Source organism: Mesorhizobium sp. 01N446 (genome assembly GCF_056399285.1).
In genome coordinates this window covers 342150-359499 of sequence record NZ_JBFTRA010000003.1, presented here as the reverse complement: position 1 = coordinate 359499, position 17350 = coordinate 342150, and the positions used below count along the sequence as shown (strand labels likewise).

18 protein-coding genes are annotated in these 17350 nt (G+C 65.4%); 7 read left to right on the top strand and 11 right to left on the bottom strand.

Annotated features, from left to right (window positions below):
• Nucleotides 1-27 precede the first annotated feature (27 nt).
• Genes AC1DPX_RS15965 through AC1DPX_RS15955 form a run of 3 tightly spaced genes read right to left on the bottom strand, consistent with a single transcriptional unit; the run spans nt 28 to nt 3286 of the window.
• Entirely contained in the window at nt 28-807 is a 780-nt protein-coding gene (locus AC1DPX_RS15965; protein ID WP_202355525.1) for an SDR family NAD(P)-dependent oxidoreductase, read from the bottom strand.
• Between the two features lie 11 nt (nt 808-818).
• Nucleotides 819-2546, bottom strand: coding sequence for an IlvD/Edd family dehydratase (locus AC1DPX_RS15960; RefSeq protein ID WP_477237961.1), 1728 nt, complete (start codon nt 2544-2546; stop codon nt 819-821).
• Entirely contained in the window at nt 2543-3286 is a 744-nt protein-coding gene (locus AC1DPX_RS15955) for a FadR/GntR family transcriptional regulator (RefSeq protein WP_477237959.1), read from the bottom strand. Before AC1DPX_RS15955 ends, AC1DPX_RS15960 begins: the two co-directional genes overlap by 4 nt.
• Before the next feature lie 109 nt (nt 3287-3395).
• Here AC1DPX_RS15955 and AC1DPX_RS15950 point away from each other — a divergent pair, with 109 nt between their 5' ends.
• On the top strand, nt 3396-4322 hold the full coding sequence (locus AC1DPX_RS15950) for an aldose 1-epimerase (RefSeq protein ID WP_477237957.1): 927 nt from the start codon (nt 3396-3398) through the stop codon (nt 4320-4322).
• 33 nt (nt 4323-4355) lie between these two features.
• Here AC1DPX_RS15950 and AC1DPX_RS15945 read toward each other — a convergent pair whose 3' ends face one another.
• The 8 genes from AC1DPX_RS15945 to pcaQ all read right to left on the bottom strand — a co-directional run bounded on the left by AC1DPX_RS15945 (nt 4356) and on the right by pcaQ (nt 12442).
• Entirely contained in the window at nt 4356-5801 is a 1446-nt protein-coding gene (locus tag AC1DPX_RS15945) for an aldehyde dehydrogenase (protein WP_477237955.1), read from the bottom strand.
• 33 nt (nt 5802-5834) lie between these two features.
• Nucleotides 5835-6620, bottom strand: coding sequence for a coniferyl-alcohol dehydrogenase (locus AC1DPX_RS15940; RefSeq protein ID WP_202359481.1), 786 nt, complete (start codon nt 6618-6620; stop codon nt 5835-5837).
• A 2-nt stretch (nt 6621-6622) separates the two neighbouring features.
• Nucleotides 6623-7687, bottom strand: a complete 1065-nt coding sequence (locus AC1DPX_RS15935; protein WP_477237953.1) for a branched-chain amino acid ABC transporter permease — start codon at nt 7685-7687, stop codon at nt 6623-6625.
• On the bottom strand, nt 7684-8580 hold the full coding sequence (locus AC1DPX_RS15930; RefSeq protein ID WP_477237951.1) for a branched-chain amino acid ABC transporter permease: 897 nt from the start codon (nt 8578-8580) through the stop codon (nt 7684-7686). Before AC1DPX_RS15930 ends, AC1DPX_RS15935 begins: the two co-directional genes overlap by 4 nt.
• Complete coding sequence (locus AC1DPX_RS15925) at nt 8577-9305, bottom strand: ABC transporter ATP-binding protein (protein ID WP_477237949.1); 729 nt, start codon at nt 9303-9305, stop codon at nt 8577-8579. The genes AC1DPX_RS15930 and AC1DPX_RS15925 overlap by 4 nt, the downstream gene beginning before the upstream one ends.
• Complete coding sequence (locus AC1DPX_RS15920) at nt 9302-10045, bottom strand: ABC transporter ATP-binding protein (RefSeq protein ID WP_477238265.1); 744 nt, start codon at nt 10043-10045, stop codon at nt 9302-9304. Before AC1DPX_RS15920 ends, AC1DPX_RS15925 begins: the two co-directional genes overlap by 4 nt.
• A gap of 21 nt (nt 10046-10066) precedes the next feature.
• Nucleotides 10067-11383 carry an ABC transporter substrate-binding protein gene (locus AC1DPX_RS15915; RefSeq protein ID WP_202355517.1) on the bottom strand — a complete coding sequence of 439 codons (1317 nt, stop codon included), beginning with the start codon at nt 11381-11383 and terminating at the stop codon, nt 10067-10069.
• Between the two features lie 141 nt (nt 11384-11524).
• The gene (pcaQ, locus tag AC1DPX_RS15910) at nt 11525-12442 is read right to left on the bottom strand and encodes a pca operon transcription factor PcaQ (RefSeq protein ID WP_477237947.1); all 918 of its coding nucleotides are present in this window, start codon (nt 12440-12442) and stop codon (nt 11525-11527) included.
• 93 nt (nt 12443-12535) lie between these two features.
• Between pcaQ and pcaD the strand changes: the two genes are divergently transcribed.
• From pcaD to pobA, 6 genes are read left to right on the top strand one after another with little or no spacing between them, the layout of a single operon-like run.
• Nucleotides 12536-13345 (top strand): 3-oxoadipate enol-lactonase, encoded by an 810-nt coding sequence (pcaD, locus tag AC1DPX_RS15905; RefSeq protein ID WP_477237945.1) that lies wholly within the window; start codon nt 12536-12538, stop codon nt 13343-13345.
• Nucleotides 13338-13745, top strand: coding sequence for a 4-carboxymuconolactone decarboxylase (gene pcaC / locus AC1DPX_RS15900; protein WP_477237943.1), 408 nt, complete (start codon nt 13338-13340; stop codon nt 13743-13745). The genes pcaD and pcaC overlap by 8 nt, the downstream gene beginning before the upstream one ends.
• Nucleotides 13735-14490, top strand: coding sequence for a protocatechuate 3,4-dioxygenase subunit beta (pcaH, locus tag AC1DPX_RS15895; RefSeq protein ID WP_202355513.1), 756 nt, complete (start codon nt 13735-13737; stop codon nt 14488-14490). Before pcaC ends, pcaH begins: the two co-directional genes overlap by 11 nt.
• On the top strand, nt 14490-15104 hold the full coding sequence (gene pcaG, locus AC1DPX_RS15890) for a protocatechuate 3,4-dioxygenase subunit alpha (RefSeq protein ID WP_202355512.1): 615 nt from the start codon (nt 14490-14492) through the stop codon (nt 15102-15104). Before pcaH ends, pcaG begins: the two co-directional genes overlap by 1 nt.
• Before the next feature lie 19 nt (nt 15105-15123).
• On the top strand, nt 15124-16176 hold the full coding sequence (locus AC1DPX_RS15885; RefSeq protein ID WP_477237941.1) for a 3-carboxy-cis,cis-muconate cycloisomerase: 1053 nt from the start codon (nt 15124-15126) through the stop codon (nt 16174-16176).
• Nucleotides 16176-17348 carry a 4-hydroxybenzoate 3-monooxygenase gene (pobA, locus tag AC1DPX_RS15880; RefSeq protein WP_477237939.1) on the top strand — a complete coding sequence of 391 codons (1173 nt, stop codon included), beginning with the start codon at nt 16176-16178 and terminating at the stop codon, nt 17346-17348. The genes AC1DPX_RS15885 and pobA overlap by 1 nt, the downstream gene beginning before the upstream one ends.
• The last annotated feature ends 2 nt before the right edge of the window (nt 17349-17350 follow it).

Sequence of the window (17350 nt, the reverse complement as noted above, 5' to 3'; positions counted from 1 at the left end):
AATACCCTTCCCTTGGAGCCGTACGGGTCACACCCAGCCCGCATCGACGATGAACTGCTGGCTCGTGCACATCAGGCTGTCGTCGGCGGCGAGGAACAGCGCCATGCGCGCGATATCGGAGGGTTGCAGCCGGTCGGGCAGGCACTGCCTCTCGGCGATCTGGCGTTCACCCGCCGGATTGAGCCACAGGCGCATCTGGCGCTCGGTCATCACCCAGCCTGGCACCATGCAGTTGACACGGATGCGCTCGGGGCCGAGTTCGCGGGCCAGCGCCCGTGTCATGCCGTAGACAGCGGCCTTCGCGGTGACATAGGCCGGACAATCGGGATCGCCGACCATCCAGGTGATGGAACCGAAATTGATGATCGAGCCACCGCCCAGCGCGCTCATCTGCGGACGCACCGCCTGCGCGGCGAAGAACTGGTGGCGCAGATTGACCGCCATGCGGTCGTCCCAGTAGGCGACCGTCACGTCCTTGGTCTGATGGCGGTCATCGTTGCCGGCATTGTTGCACAGCACCTGGATCGGGCCATTGTGCTGCATCGCTTGCACGGTTGCCGCCTGCAGCTGCTCGACATCGCGCAGATCGCACGGAATGAACAGCGGCGCGGAGTGTCCTTCGGCCCCGATCGTCTCGACCAGGCGCCTGGAAGGCTCCTCCGCCAGATCGACGAAGGCGACGCGGCTGCCTTGCGCGCAAAAATGGCGCACGAGGCTTTCGCCGATGCCGCTGCCGCCGCCGGTGATGAAGACGCTGCGGCCCTTGAGGCTCGGGTAGGTCGCGTAGCTGCCGATCTCATCCGTCATCGCGCGCCTCTCTAGTGGGAATGCCGGGGAATGCCGGCATCGCGCCGGCCGACGAGGAAGTCGAAATCGCAGCCCTTGTCGGCCTGCAGCACGCGCTCGACATAGAGGCTCTGGTAGCCGCCTTCGGGGGGCGCCGGCGGCTTCCAGTCGCGGCGGCGGATCGCCAGCTCCTCGTCCGACACCAGCAGCTCCAGCCGGCGGCCGGCGACATCGAGCTCGATAAGATCGCCGTCGCGCACCAGGGCCAGCGCGCCACCGGCCGCGGCCTCCGGTGCGACATGCAGCACCACCGTGCCGTAGGCCGTGCCGCTCATGCGCGCGTCCGAGATGCGCACCATGTCGGAGACACCCTGCTTGAGCAGTTTCGCCGGCAGCGGCATGTTGCCGACCTCTGCCATGCCGGGATAGCCGCGCGGCCCGCAATTCTTCAGCACCATCACCGAGGAGGCATCGATATCCAGATCCGGATCGTCGATGCGGGCGTAGTAATGCTCGATGTTCTCGAAGACGACGGCCTTGCCGCGATGCTGCATCAGTTCGGGTGTTGCCGCCGAAGGCTTGATGACGGCGCCATTGGGCGCCAGATTGCCGCGCAGGATCGAGATGCCGCCTTGCTCGGTCAGCGGCTCGGTCAGCGGCCGGATGACCTCGCGGTTGTAGTTCGGCGCGCCGTCGATCAATTCGCCGATCGTCTTGTCGCTGACGGTCATGACGTCGCGATGAAGAAGCCCCACTTCATCAAGCGACGCCATGACCGCAGCCAGCCCCCCGGCATAGTAGAAATCTTCCATCAGGAACCGGCCTGACGGCATCAGGTCGACAATGGTTGGAACGTCGCGGCCAAGACGGTCCCAGTCGTCGAGGCTGAGATCGATACCGACGCGGTTGGCGATGGCGATCAGATGCAGGACCGCATTGGTCGAGCCGCCGATCGCGCCATTGACGCGGATGGCGTTCTCGAACGCCTGCCTTGTAAGAATGTCCGAAATTTTCACGTCCCGGTGGACCAGATCGACGATCTGGCGTCCGGCCAGCTGGGCGAGCACGCCACGGCGCGAATCCACCGCAGGGATCGCGGCGTTGTCCGGCATGCCGATGCCGAGCGCTTCAACCATGCTGGCCATGGTCGAGGCCGTGCCCATGGTCATGCAACTGCCGGCCGACCGGCTCTGGCCCTGTTCTGCGGCGAGGAAGTCGGCGACCGGCATGCGGCCGGCCTTCACTTCCTCGGCAAACTTCCACACATGGGTGCCCGAGCCGATATCCTGTCCACGGAACTTGCCGTTGAGCATCGGCCCGCCGGAGACGGTGATGGTCGGCAAATTGCAAGAGGCGGCCCCCATCAGAAGCGCCGGCGTGGTCTTGTCACAGCCCACCAGCAGGATAACGCCGTCGATCGGATTGCCGCGGATGGATTCCTCGACATCCATGCTGACCAGATTGCGGAACAACATGGCGGTGGGGCGCATGTTGCTCTCGCCCAGCGACATGACAGGGAATTCCAGCGGCAGGCCGCCGGCCTCGTAGACGCCGCGCTTGACGTGATCGGCCAGGGCGCGGAGATGCGCATTGCACGGCGTCAGCTCCGACCAGGTGTTGCAGATGCCGATCACCGGGCGGCCGTCAAAGGCGTCGGCTGGGATGCCCTGGTTCTTCATCCAGCTGCGGTGCATGAAGGCGTTCTTGCCTTCACCGCCGAACCAGGCTTCGGACCGCAGTTTGCGTTTGGTCTCAGTCACGATTGCTGGCCCCGGTCGGTGCGGCGTTTGTTGCGGTTCTCGACGCTGCGGCGCACGTCGTCCTCGGCATTGTCGATGAGCACCAGCAGGGCTTTTTGCGCGCCGGCCGCGTCGCCGGCGGCGATCTTCTCGGCCACCTCGCGATGCAGCGGCAAGGAGTGGCGCTGGCCCTCCGGATTGTCGTTGGAGAGGCGAAAGCTCATCACCAGTGCGGTTTCAACCAGTGCCGCCAGCGAGCCGATCAGCTCATTGCCGGTCATGCGCAGGATGGTCTGGTGGAACACCAGATCGGGCTTGGCGAAGCGGTCGCCGTCATCGCTCACCGCTTCCATTTCGGCCAGTGCCGCATGGATCTCGGCAATCTGTGCCGGGGTGGCGCGCTGGGCGGCCAACGCGGCGGACATGGGCTCGATGGCGCGGCGCAGTTCGAACAGCGCACGGACATCATCGGCGCTGACGCCGCCGGCGTAGCGCCAGGACAGCACGTCCGGATCGAGGAAATTCCAGTCGGAGCGCGGGCGCACGCGTGTGCCGGTCTTTGGCCGCGATTCGACCAGCCCCTTGCCGGCCAGCACCTTGATGGCCTCGCGCAGCACCGTACGGCTGACCCCCAGCATCACGCTGGAATCGTCGGCATTGGGCAGCGCCTCGCCGGGCAGGAAGTCGCCTTGCACGATGCGCAGGCCGATCTGCTCGACGACGGTCGCGTGCAGCGCGGTGGAGCCGCTGGAAACCGCCACGGCAACCCGCGACGTGCGCGCCGTGCTAAAAGATTTCTTATTCTTCATACTATTCATATGATATGTCTTAATGCCGTGGTTATTGGAGTCAAGGGACGGGGGAGCGCCGATGACAAAGAATTTTGCGGCCATTGCCGCGCAGCACACGGAACTGGTCTCGATCAGCGACGGCATCGCGACAGTCGACATTGCTCCGGCCGCCGGCGGCGCGCTGGCGTCGTATAGATGGTGGCAAGATGGCGCCGCTGTGGATTGGTTACGCCCGGCGGATCCGGCGGCGATCAGCGGCCGCGATGCCGGCGCCATGGCCTGCTTCCCGCTCGTTCCCTATTCCAACCGCATAAGGGGTGGCCGCTTCGAGTTCGCTGGACGTACCGTCCAGCTCCCCAGCAGGCCCGAGGACCCGCACCATGAGCATGGCCATGGCTGGCGCAGCCCGTGGGCGGTTGTCAGGCATGAAGCGAGCACGATCGTCCTGCGCTATCGCCACGCCGCCGATTCCTGGCCATGGAGCTATGAGGCCGAGCAAGAGGTCACGCTGGCCGACGGCATGCTTTGCATAACCGTGACAGTGCGCAACCTGTCGGACGCGCCGATGCCGGTCGGCTTCGGCCTCCATCCCTATTTCCCGTCGACGCCGTGGACGCATGTCCAGGCGCCGGTGTCGGGCATGTGGGAAATCGATGGGGAGGTCCTGCCCGTCAGGCACGTCCTGCCGCCAGCTGGAGCCGACCCGTCCATCGGCTTTGACGTATCGGAAGCGGACTTCGACACGGTCTTCACCGGATGGGCGCGCCGTGCCCGGATCACCTGGCCGGAGCAGGGGCGTCGGCTGGACATCGAGGCCGAGGCGCCGCTCGATTTCCTCGTCCTGTACACGCCGCCAGGCGAGCCGTTCTTTTGCGTCGAGCCGGTCAGCAACATCACGGATGCCTTCAACCGCGCCGGCGGCCGTATCGACACTGGCTGCATCGTGCTGGCGCCCGGTCTGATGCGATCCGCCAGCGTTCGCTTCACGCCGTCCCTGGCCGTTTGACCTTTGCTATCGATGCCCGCAGCGAGGGTCGGCTCAGAACGGATAGTGCTGGCCGGGATCCTCGATCGTCACCCAGCGCAGATCGGTGAATTCGGCGATCGAGGCCTTGCCGCCGAAGCGGCCGTAGCCCGAGCCCTTGACGCCGCCGAACGGCATCTGCGCCTCGTCACCAACCGTCGGGCCATTGATGTGACAGATGCCGGCCTCGATGCGCGCGGCGACCGCCATGGCTCGCTTGATGTCGCGGCTGAACACGGCCGACGACAGGCCGTATTCCGTATCGTTGGCGACACGCACGGCCTCGTCCTCGCCTTTCACCCGGATGACCGGTTTGACCGGCCCGAAGGATTCTTCGGCATAGACGCGCATGGCCGGCGTGACATGATCGAGCAGCGTTGCCTCGACAACGGTGCCAGTGCGCTTGCCGCCGGCGACAAGCCTGGCGCCCTTGGCGACAGCATCGGCGACGAGCTCCTCCATCTTGTCGGCCGCCTGGCTGCTGATCAGCGAGCCTAGCACCACATGGCCGCGCGGATCGCCCGCCGGCAGCTGCGAGGCGCGGGCCGCGAGCTTGGAAACGAATTCGTCGGCGACCTTCTCGTCGACGATCAGCCGCTCGGTCGACATGCAGATCTGGCCCTGATGCATGAAGGCGCCGAAGGTGGCGGCATTGACCGCCGCGTCGATGTCGGCATCGTCGAGCACCAGCAGCGGCGCCTTGCCGCCGAGTTCAAGCAGTGCCGGCTTCAGGTGTCGGCCGGCGAGCTCGGCGATGATGCGGCCGACCTTGGTCGAGCCGGTGAAGTTGACGCGCTTGACCGAGGGATGCGCGACCAGCGCCTCGACGATCGCAGCGGCATCCCTGGGGTCGTTGGTGACGACATTGATGACGCCCTTGGGCAGGCCGGCCTCGACCAGCACCTGGCCGATCAGCCGGTGCGTGCCCGGGCACATTTCCGAGGCCTTCAGCACCACGGTGTTGCCACAGGCGATCGGCATGGCGATGGCGCGGGTACCGAGAATGACCGGCGCATTCCACGGCGCGATGCCGAGACACACGCCGGCCGGCTGGCGGATCGCCATGGCCAGCGTCCCCGGCTTGTCGGAGGGGATGATCTCTCCCGAAATCTGCGTCGTCATCGCCGCCGCCTCGCGCAGCATGTTGGCCGCCAGCATCACGTTGAAGCCGGCCCAGGGACCGGTGGCCCCGGTCTCTTCCATCATCAGCCTGGTGAATTCGCTGACCTTGGAGGCCATCACGTCTGCCGCCTTGGACAGCAAGGCGCGGCGTTCGCCAGGCCCGGTCTTCGACCAGGTCGTAAAGGCCGCGGCCGCGGCTTCCACAGCGGCATTGGCGTCGGCGACGCTCGCCGCCGCGGCGCGCGTTGCCAGTTTGCCGGTGAACGGGTCCATGCGCTCATAAGAGGCCGAGCCGGACGCATCCCTTTTGTCGCCGTCGATCAGAAGTCCGATATCCATGATTGTCTCCCTCGCTCCGGTGGAGCTTCGTGATTAGAAGCCGAGCACTTCGGCATTGATAGATGCTTCGAGGCCGCCGTCGACCGGCACATTTGCGCCGTTGACCCAGCGCGCGCCGTCCGAACACAGGAACAGTACGACAGGCGCAATGTCGCCGGATGTGCCGGCCCGTCCGACCCTGGCAATGTCGCTGTCGACGCGGGCATCGCCAAGCACGGTGCGGAACTGCTTCAGGATCGGCGTCTCGACCGGTCCCGGGCTCACCGCATTGACGCGAATGCCACGGCGTTTGAACAGGTCCTGGTGCGCCGCGCGAAAGGTCCACAGCAACAGCAGTTCCTTCGAGACGGGATAGCCTTCCTCGTTCTTGACCGCGTGATTGGCGACCACCTCAGCGACATCGGGAAAACCCTCGATGCCGACCATCGAGGCCGCACGGTTGAGATTGGCGCGCCAGCCATAGCCGGCGATAGAGGCGACGTTGACGACGGCGCCGCCTTCACGAAGTTTTGGCGCCAATGCCTCCGAAAGTGCCCGCAGGCCGTAGAAATTGACGGCCAGCGTCGCTGCCGCGCCGGTGTTGCCGGAAAGGCCGGCGACATTGCAGAGCGCATCGATGCGCTGCGGCAGGCGTGCGACCAGTTCGTCGACGCCGGCCTTCGACGAGATATCGGCCTTGACGAAACTGCCCACCGCTGCCGCCGGCTCGCGCACATCGACGCCAATGACATCGGCGCCAAGCTGGCCGGCAAGTTCCGCCGTGCGCGCGCCAATGCCGGAAGCGACGCCGGTGATGAGGATCGTCTTGCCGAAAAGCATGGTCATGCTTTCTCCCGAGATGTCGTGGATTGTTGTGGCGAGGGTGTCGCGTCGCCGTCGACAGCGGTGGCCAGAAGCCTGACGCGGTAGCCGACCGGCAGCAGCCGCACGCCAAAGCGCTCCTCGATCGTCCCCCACAGGCCGCGCGGCAGGAACAGCGAGAACAGCACCGCCGTGGCGCCGAGGCCGACCAGATACCAGACGCCGGTGCCGCCGAACCAGGTCTCGATGAGGAAGAACACCAGTGCACCGAGAATGGCGCCCTCGAACGTGCCGATGCCGCCGACCAGCACCATGAAGATCATGTAGGCGGTCCACTGAACGTTGAAGTAGGTCTTCGGCTGGAAGGTGATGGAGGTCGCCAGCCACAGCGCCCCGGCAATGCCGATGCCGAAGGCGGCAAGCACGAACAAAAGCCGCTTCGTGCCGGTGACGCGCACGCCGACCGAGGCGGCGGCATCCTCATTGTCGCGGATGGCGCGGATGGCGGCACCCGTGCTGCCGCGCAGCAGGCCGAACAGAATGGCGAGCAGCGCGGTCATCGACGCCAGCGCCAGCCAGTAGATAACAGTCCGTCGGGTGCCGGCATCGTAGACATTGAGGGAGATCAGCGACGTCCCGGTCTCGCCTTGCACCAGCCGGTCGAGATTGACCAGGAGATGCGTCAGCGCCGCGATCACCCACATGCCGATGGCGAACTCGCCGTTTCTCAGCCGCAGCATGAACAGCGACAGCGGCCAGGAGACCGCGCCGACAACGATCGCCGAGACGAAAAGCGCGGCAAAGGGGTTGAGGCCGACATCGGCCAACCGGATGGCGAAATAGGCGCCGAGCCCGAAGAACACTTGCTGGCCGACGGAGACCAGGCCGCCAAAGCCGGCAAGCGCGTTCCACATCGCCGCCAGGATCACATAGATGAACAATGCCGTCATGCGGTCGACCGCGCCGGCCGAGAGGACCTGTGGGGCGAAAGCAAGCAGCGCGATGATGACGGCGACCGCAATCGCCGCGATCCGCGACGCCGTCGTGCCGCGCTCGATGACCGGTGAGGAGGAGACGGCGCTCATGACGCGCTCCGGGAAGGCAGACGCAACAGGCCGCGCAGGCCGAGGCCGGAGGTCGAAAGCCGCACGAACAGCACGACCAGGAACACGGTATGGCCGCCGATCAGAAAGCCTTGCGGATGCACCTGCGCGCCGAGCGTCTGCGCCAGCGCCAGCACGATGCCGCCGATCAGCGTGCCCCACAGCGAACCGGCGCCGCCGATAACCGCCGCTTCGAAGGCGAACAGCAATTGCGGCGCGCCGGCATAGGGATCGAAGGTGGCGCGCATGCCCAGGAAAGCGCCGGCAAGGCCGACAGTCACCATGGCGATAGCGGCAGCGATAGCATTGGCGCGGCGCGCGTCGACGCCGACCAGGCCGGCCGTGTCGGGATCTTCCGAGGTGGCACGGATCGAGCGGCCAAGCCTTGTGCGGGTGAGGAACAGTTGCAGCCCGCCGAGCAGGATCACGGCGGTGGCGAACATGATCACGGCTAGCTTGCCGACATAGATGCTGCCCGGCCACTCCCAGGAATCATAGGACAGGCTGCCGATATAGGGCGCCAGCGAACGCGTGTCCGCGCCGAACTGCTCGAACAGCATGTTGTCGATGACGATGGCGAGGCCAAACGTGGTCAGGATCGGCAGCAGCGCACCGCCGCGCGCGCTGCGCTCGAGCAGGAAGCGCTGCAGCGCCCAGCCGATCGCCGCCATCAGCGGCAGCACGATGAGCAGGCCGATGAACGGCGAGATATGGAACCGCGACGCCAGCCACCACAGGGCAAAGGCGGCGAACACGGCAAGGCTGCCATGCGCGAGGTTGATGATGCGCATCACCGAAAACATGAATGACAGGCCGCAGGCGATCAGCGCGTAGTAGCCGCCGAGAAGAACGCCCTGGATGATCTGATTGCTCATGCCGGAACGCTCCCGGGGCTTTTCCGGTGCAGGCCGAAATAGGCCTTCGTCACGTCGTCGCGCGACACTGCCTTGCTCGGCCCTTCGAGCGCGATGCGACCTTCCAGCATGCAGATCACCCTGTCGGAAACCGACAGCGCTCGGTTGAGATCCTGTTCGACCAGGATGATGGTCGTGCCGGAAGCGATCAACCCCTGCAGGGCCGCATAGACACGGTCGACGATCAGCGGCGACAGGCCGAGCGAAACCTCATCGAGCAAAAGCACGTCCGGGTTGCTCATCAGCGCGCGGCCGATCGCCGTCGCCTGCTGCTCTCCGCCCGAGAGATGGCCGGTCTTGGCGTGCCGGCGCGGCTTCAGGTTCGGAAACATCTCCAGTACCTTGTCGACGCTCCAGTCGCCCGTCCGGCCGGCTGTCCTGCCGAGCAGAAGGTTTTCTTCGACCGTCATCTGCACGAAGAGCTTTCGCCCCTCCGGCACCAGGGCGATGCCCATGCCGACGCACCTGTGCGACGGCACGCTGGTGAGATCGGCGCCGTCCAGCAGCACGCGTCCGGCGGCCGGCTGATGCGCGCCGGCGATTGCCCTGAGCAGCGTTGTCTTGCCGGCGCCGTTGGCGCCGACCAGCGCCAAAGTCTCGCCGCGCTCGACAGTGAAGCTCACGCCGCGCACCGCCTGTAAGAGGCCGTGCCGCACCACGAGATCCTCGACCGACAACAGGCTCATTTCGGGCCTCCGCCGAGATAGGCGCGCACGACCTCCGGATCGGCCATCACCGCCTGCGGATCGCCGTCGGCGATGATTTTCCCAGCGTCCATGCAGATCAGCCGCTCTGCCACCTGCAGCAGGATATGGACGATGTGCTCGATCCACACGATGCCGATCTTGCGCCGGCGCAATTCCTTGATCGTGTCGACAAGCTCGCCGGCCTCGCCGTCGGTCAGGCCGCCGCCGATCTCGTCGAGCAACAGCAGCGTCGGTCTTGCCGCAAGCGCGCGCGCCAGTTCCAGCCGCTTGCGGTCGAGCAGGCCGAGCGTCTCGGCACGGCGGTTGGCGACACCGAGCATGCCGCACAGTTTCAGCGAGCCGAGCGCCTCTTCATAGGCTTCATCGCGGCCGAGGCCGGCGCCATGCGAGGCGGCGACGAAGACATTCTCGAATGTGGTCATGCCGCTGAACGGTTTGGGCACCTGATGCGTGCGCACCAGCCCAAGCCGGCAGCGCTGCGTCGCCGGCAGCGCCGTCACGTCACCACCCTTGAAGCGGACCGTGCCTGAGCTCGGTGGAAAGGCACCCGCGAGCACGCTGAGCAGCGTCGTCTTGCCGGCGCCGTTCGGGCCGACAATGCCGACCGCCTCGTCGACCGCCATGGCGAAATCGACCGCATCCAGCACCACAAGCGCGCCGAAGCGCTTGTGGATACCGGCAGCGGTGAGAACAGCCTGTTGTTGCGGATGGTTCACCAGGCGATCCTCGTCAGCGGTCCATCAGCCGTTGTAAGGCAGAAGCTTGGCTTCGACAGGCACCTTCGGGTCGGTGGCGTTCTCGGTCACGACATAGTCGAGCGGGAATTTGCTGCCTTCCTTGGCGGCCACCCATTGCGTGCCGATGATCGGACCGGGCGAGACATTGGCCACGGGGCCGCTGGTGAAATCGACCTTGCCGATCATGGTCTCGGTCTTCAGCGTGCTCAGCGCCTTGGCTACCGCCGCCTTGTCCTTGGCGTCGGAGCTCGCCTTCAGCGCTTCGAAGCCGGCGTCGAGCAGCGACATCGAGGCGCCGAGCTGCTGTGTCCACTGCTTGCCGCTTGCCGCCTCGTAGCCGTCGGCGAGCTCGGTGCCCGAAACGCCGGTGAGAGGCGATTTATAGGGGAACGCCTTGTGCCAGTAGGCGGCGCTCGAAATCTTCATGCCGAGATCGCCGAGCGCCTCGATGTCGGAGGGGAACAGGCCGGTCTTGGCGACCTGGGCGATCTTGATCTGCTTGATCAGCCCCTGCTGTGCCGCCTGGCGCCAGAAAGCGGCAAAGTCCGGCGGGATCGGGAAGGAGTTGAAGATCTCGACGCCTTCCTGCTTGAACAGCGCGATCTGGGAGGAATAGTCCGTGGTGCCGGTTTCATAGGCGCCGGGATCGACGATGGTGAAACCCTGCTTGGCCAAGAGCGGCGCCAGATTGGCGCGGATGGCGTTGCCGTCGGCGTCGTTGGGATACATGACGCCGACCTTCTTGTTGGTCTCGATCAGGTTCCATTGCGAGATATAGGCCTTGAAGAATTCGCCGACGCCGAAGCCGAAATGATAGGTCCACTTGAACGGCGAGGGCGCGCCGGGCTTGGCGCCGCGGCCGAAATACCAGGCTTCCCACGGCATGACGGTCGACAGGCAGGGCACCCCCGCGGCCTCGCAGGCGTCGGCCACCGGATTGATCACCTCCGGCGTCGACACCGCCAGCATCAGGTCGATGGCCTGATTGTTGATCAGGTCCTTGGCGAGCTGGCCCGCGCGGGAAGGATCGGACTGCGTGTCCTGGTCGAGGATTTCGACGCTATACTTCTTGCCGCCGATCTCGAGGCCGCCGGCGAGTGCCTTGCGGGCAAGGTCGAGCACATAGCCGTCGGTCTGGCCGAAGCCGGCCAGCGGCCCGGTGCGCGGGCTGACGAAGCCGACCTTGAGCGTGCCGGCTGCCTGGGCGAAGGCCTTGCTGCCGCCGAGCGCGAGTGCCGCGCCGCCGGCGATCGAGGTGGCGATGAACTGGCGCCGCGACACGCCACGAATACTGGATCTGCTACCGCTAACGTAGGTCATGCATTCCTCCCTCTGTAGTCCTCCATCGGCACAGTGCACCAGCGTTTTGGTTCGGTAAAATGATATTTTGCGGTATTTCATTAACCCTGGGGTTAGCGAATTTCTGAAGAGGATGCAGCCCGGCCCGAACGGTCCGACGCCTCACTTGCCCGGCCTTGCCGCCTCGCGAATGGTTTGCAGCAGGATGGTGAAGGCGGGCGAGGGCGCCGTATCCGTCCGCATCGTCAAGCCGACCGGCCCCTTGGTTTCCTCGGTGTCGACCGGCAGGGCGACGAAGGCGCCACTGGCGATTTCGTTGGCGACGACCCCTGCAGAGATGATCCACACCGCATTGCTCTGCCGCATGAAGGAGCGGCCGAAAGAGTCCGAGACGGTTTCGATCTCGGTCGCCGGCGCGGTCATGCCATTGGTGATGAACAGGCGATCGACGAAGGGGCGTATGACGGATTCCCGGGTCGGCATCAGCACCGGGAATTCGTCGAGCCGTGCGAAGATATCCGCTCCCGGTTCGAGCAGGGGGTGTCCGGCGCGCACAACGAACAGCACCTGTTCGGAATAGAGATGCTCGAAGAAGAAGCCGGTCATGTTTTCGGGCGCCGCCAGCCGCCCGACGACCAGATCGAGCGCGCCGGTACGCAATTGCTCGAGCAGCACGGCGTTCTCGCCGGTGACGATCTTGATAGCCGCCCCGGTATTTTCCCCGAGGAACAGGCTGATGGCCTGCGGCATGACTTTGGCCGACACGGTCGGCAGCGCACCGATGCGGATCGGATGGCGATTGATGGCGCCGTCCTGGCGAACGGAATCGACGCCGCGCTTCAACGCCGTAATCGCCGAGCCGGCATGGCCGAGGAAGATCTCGCCGAGCCTTGTGACGCGGATGCCGCGCCCGTCACGTTCGACGACGGCGACACCGAGCGCCTCCTCCAACTCACGCAACGTCTTGGTCACCGCAGGCGCACTGACATGCAGGAAGTCGGCGGCGCGGGCCACGCTGCCTTGCCGCGCGACTTCCAGGAATGCCTGCAGGTGACGGAAGCGGATGCTGCTTTCGGCCATGGATTTGATAACCCCTGAGTTAATGGAATGGCGAAAAATATCATTTTACCGAACCAAATGCCTTGTGCAATGTGGGGGAGGAGGATCGAAATCGTGCCATTCGTCACCATCGGCGGCATCACGCTGCATCATCGCCACGTCAAGGCGACCGGCAATGCGTGCGCGATCATATTCATCAATTCGCTGGGCACCGATTTCCGGATCTGGGACGATGTTGTCGCCGCACTTGATGGCGAAATGTCCTTGCTGGTCTATGACAAGCGCGGCCACGGGCTGTCCGATATCGGCGACATCAAGTCGATCGACGATCATGTCGACGATCTCTCGGGTCTCATCGATCATTTCGGGTGGAAGAAGGTGGTGCTGTGCGGCCTCTCGGTCGGCGGCATGATCGCACAAGCCCTCTATGCCAGGCGCCCCGGGATCGTCGAGGCCTTGATCCTGTGCGACACGGCCCACAAGATCGGCACGAATGAGAGCTGGAACACCCGCATCGCGGTCGTCGAGCGCAAAGGCATCCAGGCCATTGCCGATAGCGTGCTCAAACTGTGGTTCACTCCGGCCTTCCACACCGCGCGGGTGGCCGAGCTGGACGGCTACTGGAACATGATGACGCGGCAAGCACCCGCCGGCTACCTCGGAACCTGCGCCGCTATCCGCGACGCCGATTTCACCGACGCGGCGCGCCGCATCTCGGTGCCGACGCTCTGCGTCGTCGGTGAGCGGGATGGCTCGACGCCTCCTCCTCTCGTCCGCTCGCTGGCCGCCCTTATCCCCGGTTCGCGTTTCGAGATCATCCGCGACGCCGGACATATCCCTTGCGTCGAACGGCCTGAAGCGCTGGTCGCCCTGATCCGCGAATTTGTCGCGTCGCTTGCCTCTGGAGCACAAAACCATGGATGAAGTCCCCGGCAACGCAGCCAGGTATCGCACTGGTCTCGCGGTGCGCCGCGCGGTGCTCGGCGATCGGCATGTCGATCGGGCCGAGATCGCTGCCACCGATTTCGATCAGCCCTTCCAGGAACTGATCACCGAGGCCGCCTGGGGAACGGTGTGGGCACGGCCGGGCCTCAGCAAGCGCGAGCGCTCGATCGTCACGCTGGCGCTGCTGGCCGCACTCGGCCATGATGAGGAGGTCGCCCTGCATGTGCGCGCCACCGCCAACACCGGCGCGACGCGCGACGATATCTGCGAGGCGTTCCTGCATGTCGCCATCTATGCCGGCGTGCCGGCCGCCAACCGTGCCTTCAGAATAGCCAAGGACGTGTTTTCGGAAATGGACGGAGCCGACAATGCCCGCTGAGTCCGGCTCGAACCGGAGGCCCGAGACCGGCGCTTTCTTCCAGCGCGACCGGACATGGCATCCGCCGGCGCTGACGCCGGGCTACAAAAGTTCGGTGCTGCGCTCGCCGCAAAAGGCACTTCTGTCCTTCGACAACACGCTGTCGGAAATTGCCGGGCCGGTTTTCGGCCATGCCATGCTGGGAGAACTCGACGCCGACCTGATCCACAATTTCGCCAGGCCCGGCGAGAGCGCCATCGGCGAGCGCATCATCGTCCATGGGCGGGTGCTCGATGAGCGTGGGGTTGGCGTTCCCGGCGTGCTCCTCGAATTCTGGCAGGCCAATGCCGGCGGCCGCTACCGTCACAAGAAGGATGGCTATCTGGCACCGCTCGATCCGAATTTCGGCGGCTGCGGCCGCACCATTACAGGTGAGGATGGCTTCTACGCCTTTCGCACCGTCAAGCCCGGGCCCTATCCCTGGCCGAACGGACCCAATGACTGGCGCCCGGCGCACATCCATTTCTCGGTTTTCGGCCATGGCTTTGCCCAGCGCCTGATCACGCAGATGTACTTCGAGGGCGACCCGCTGATCTGGAAATGCCCGATCGTGCGCGGTATCGCCGACAAGGCGGCCATCGAGGCGCTGACAGCCGTCCTCGACACGCAGGCGACCATTCCGATGGATGCGCTCGCCTACAGGTTCGACATCGTGCTGCGCGGCCGCCGTTCGTCACTGTTCGAAAACCGGCTGGAGGGCAATTGATGAGCCAGTCGCTCGACAGGCTCAAGGAGAGCCCTTCGCAGACAGCCGGGCCGTACGTCCATATCGGGCTGACGCCGAATTTCTGCGGCATCAGCGGCGTCTATGAGAGTGATCTTGGCTCGACCATGGTCAACGACAAAACCAGGGGCGAGCGCATCGCTCTCAATATCCGCGTGCTCGACGGCACCGGCACGCCGCTCAAGGATGCGCTGATCGAGATCTGGCAGGCGGACGCCGACGGGCTCTACAATTCGCCGGCCGAATTGCGCGGCGCGGCCGATCCGAACTTCTTCGGCTGGGGCCGCTGCCCGACCGACATGGACACGGGCGTCTGTGCCTTCGAGACGATCAAGCCCGGCCGCGTGCCGTTCCGGGATGGTCGCCTGATGGCGCCGCACATCACGCTGTGGATCGTCGCGCGCGGCATCAATCTCGGCCTGCACACACGACTCTATTTTTCCGACGAGGAAAAAGCCAATGGCGAGGATCCGATCCTGGCGCGCATCGAGCATCGCGTTCGCGTGCCGACGCTGATCGCCGAGCGCCACGGCGACACCTATGTCTTCGACGTCCATCTCCAGGGGGAGAAGGAAACGGTCTTCTTCGACAGCTGATGGTCAGGAAGAACAGGACATGACCGTATCGCCCTTCGACCATCCTCTGCTTTCCGCTCTTCTCGGCGACGAGGAAGCGTCGAGGCTCTTTTCCGTCGAGGCGGAGATCGCGGCGGCGCTGGCGTTCGAGCGCGCACTGGCGGAAGCCGAGGCCGAGAGCGGGATCATCGCCGGAGACGCGGCAGCGGCGATCGCGGCGGCGCTCGGCTCGTTCCGGCCGGACACCGCCTTGCTGCGGACCGCCGTCGCCAGGGACGGCGTCATGGTGCCGGAACTGGTGCGCCAGATCAGGGCGGCGGTCGGCGAACCACATGGCGGCTTCGTTCATCTCGGTGCGACCAGCCAGGACGTGATCGATACGAGCCTGGTGCTGCGGCTGAAATCGATCCTCGAGCATCTCGGCCTGTTGCTGACCGAGACGATTTTGCGCCTTGCCTCGCTGGAGGAGCGCTTCGGGAGCAGGGCTCTGACCGGGATGACCCGGATGCAGCCAGCGATCCCGATCAGAGTGGCCGATCGCGTGACCGCCTGGCGAGCACCGCTGAAGCGGCATCGGGAGAGATTGTCGGAACAGGCGAGGCGCCTGCTGGTGGTGCAGTTCGGGGGCGCTGCCGGCACGCTGGAAAAGCTTGGCGACAAGGGGCCGGCGGTGCGCGCCGCGCTTGCCGCAAAACTCGGCCTTGCCGACGCACCGCAATGGCACAGCCAACGCGATGCGCTCGCCGATTTCGCGGGCTGGCTGTCGCTGCTTACCGGCAGCCTCGGCAAGTTCGGCCAGGACATTGCGCTGATGGCGCAGGGTGGCGCCGACATCGCGCTTTCCGGCGGTGGCGGCTCGTCGGCCATGCCGCACAAGCAGAACCCGGTGAAGGCCGAGGCGCTGGTGGCGCTGGCCCGCTTCAACGCCACGCAGCTTTCCGGCATGCATCAGGCGCTGCTGCATGAGCAGGAGCGTTCGGGCGCGGCCTGGACGCTGGAATGGCTGCTGCTGCCGCAGATTGTCGTTGCCACCGCCGCATCCCTGCGCGTTGCCGCCGAACTGGCCGCGCAGGTCGAAAGTCTCGGTCACTGATGCGCACCCAGGTCGCCATTATCGGCTCCGGACCCTCCGGCCTGCTGCTTGGGCAGCTTCTGGCCGGCATCGGCGTCGAGACGGTCATTCTCGAACGCTCGAGCCGCGAGCATGTGCTTGGCCGCGTGCGGGCAGGGGTGCTCGAACAGGGCACGGTCGAATTGCTGGAAGATGCTGGTGTTGGCGCGAGGCTGCATGCCGAAGGCCTGCCGCATTCCGGCATTTCACTGGCTTTCGACGGGCGCCTGCACCGCATCGATCTCGCCGCGCTCACCGGCGGCAAGCATGTCACCGTCTATGGCCAGACCGAGGTGACGCATGATCTGATGGACAAGCGCGAGGCGGCTAGCCTCGTCACGGTCTATGAGGCCGCAAATGTCGCGCTGCATGATTTCGATGGCGTCGCACCGTTCGTCACCTACGACAAGGACGGCATCAGCCATCGCGTCGATTGCGACTTCATCGCCGGCTGCGACGGCTATCACGGCGTCAGCCGCAGATCGGTGCCGAGTGCTGCGCTGAAAACCTTCGAGCGGCAGTATCCGTTCGGTTGGCTCGGCGTGCTGGCCGAAGTGCCGCCGGCCGATCACGAACTGGTCTACGCCAATCACGAGCGAGGCTTCGCGCTGTGCTCGATGCGTTCGACGCACCGCAGCCGCTACTATGTGCAGTGCCCGCAGGACGATCGCGTCGAGGCATGGTCCGATGACCGCTTCTGGGACGAGTTGCGCCGCCGCTTGCCGGAACAGACCGCGGCCAGTGTCACCACCGGGCCGTCCTTCGAAAAGTCGATCGCGCCGCTGCGCTCCTTCGTTGCCGAGCCGATGCGCTTCGGTCGACTGTTCCTGGTCGGCGACGCCGCCCACATCGTGCCGCCGACCGGCGCCAAGGGCCTCAACCTCGCAGCCAGCGACGTGCGCTATCTCTTCGCCGGCTTGCGCGAGTTCTATCTGGAGAAGTCGCAAGCTGGCATCGAGGCCTATTCGCAAAAGGCGCTGGCGCGCGTGTGGAAGGCGGTGCGCTTTTCCTGGTGGATGACCACCATGCTGCATCGCTTTCCCGACACGGGCGACTTCGGCCAGCGCATCCAGGAGGCCGAACTCGACTATCTCGTGCACTCGCAGGCGGCGTCGACCGCACTCGCCGAGAATTATGTCGGACTGCCGTACTGAAG

Excerpts from the sequence above, each read along its gene's own strand:
- AC1DPX_RS15965 (WP_202355525.1), bottom strand. The coding sequence starts at position 807 with ATGACGGATGAGATCGGCAGCTACGCGACCTACCCGAGCCTCAAGGGC.
- AC1DPX_RS15950 (WP_477237957.1), top strand. The coding sequence starts at position 3,396 with ATGACAAAGAATTTTGCGGCCATTGCCGCGCAGCACACGGAACTGGTC.
- AC1DPX_RS15945 (WP_477237955.1), bottom strand. The coding sequence starts at position 5,801 with ATGGATATCGGACTTCTGATCGACGGCGACAAAAGGGATGCGTCCGGC.
- AC1DPX_RS15940 (WP_202359481.1), bottom strand. The coding sequence starts at position 6,620 with ATGCTTTTCGGCAAGACGATCCTCATCACCGGCGTCGCTTCCGGCATT.
- AC1DPX_RS15935 (WP_477237953.1), bottom strand. The coding sequence starts at position 7,687 with ATGAGCGCCGTCTCCTCCTCACCGGTCATCGAGCGCGGCACGACGGCG.
- AC1DPX_RS15930 (WP_477237951.1), bottom strand. The coding sequence starts at position 8,580 with ATGAGCAATCAGATCATCCAGGGCGTTCTTCTCGGCGGCTACTACGCG.
- AC1DPX_RS15925 (WP_477237949.1), bottom strand. The coding sequence starts at position 9,305 with ATGAGCCTGTTGTCGGTCGAGGATCTCGTGGTGCGGCACGGCCTCTTA.
- AC1DPX_RS15915 (WP_202355517.1), bottom strand. The coding sequence starts at position 11,383 with ATGACCTACGTTAGCGGTAGCAGATCCAGTATTCGTGGCGTGTCGCGG.
- pcaQ (WP_477237947.1), bottom strand. The coding sequence starts at position 12,442 with ATGGCCGAAAGCAGCATCCGCTTCCGTCACCTGCAGGCATTCCTGGAA.
- pcaC (WP_477237943.1), top strand. The coding sequence starts at position 13,338 with ATGGATGAAGTCCCCGGCAACGCAGCCAGGTATCGCACTGGTCTCGCG.
- pcaH (WP_202355513.1), top strand. The coding sequence starts at position 13,735 with ATGCCCGCTGAGTCCGGCTCGAACCGGAGGCCCGAGACCGGCGCTTTC.
- pcaG (WP_202355512.1), top strand. The coding sequence starts at position 14,490 with ATGAGCCAGTCGCTCGACAGGCTCAAGGAGAGCCCTTCGCAGACAGCC.
- AC1DPX_RS15885 (WP_477237941.1), top strand. The coding sequence starts at position 15,124 with ATGACCGTATCGCCCTTCGACCATCCTCTGCTTTCCGCTCTTCTCGGC.
- pobA (WP_477237939.1), top strand. The coding sequence starts at position 16,176 with ATGCGCACCCAGGTCGCCATTATCGGCTCCGGACCCTCCGGCCTGCTG.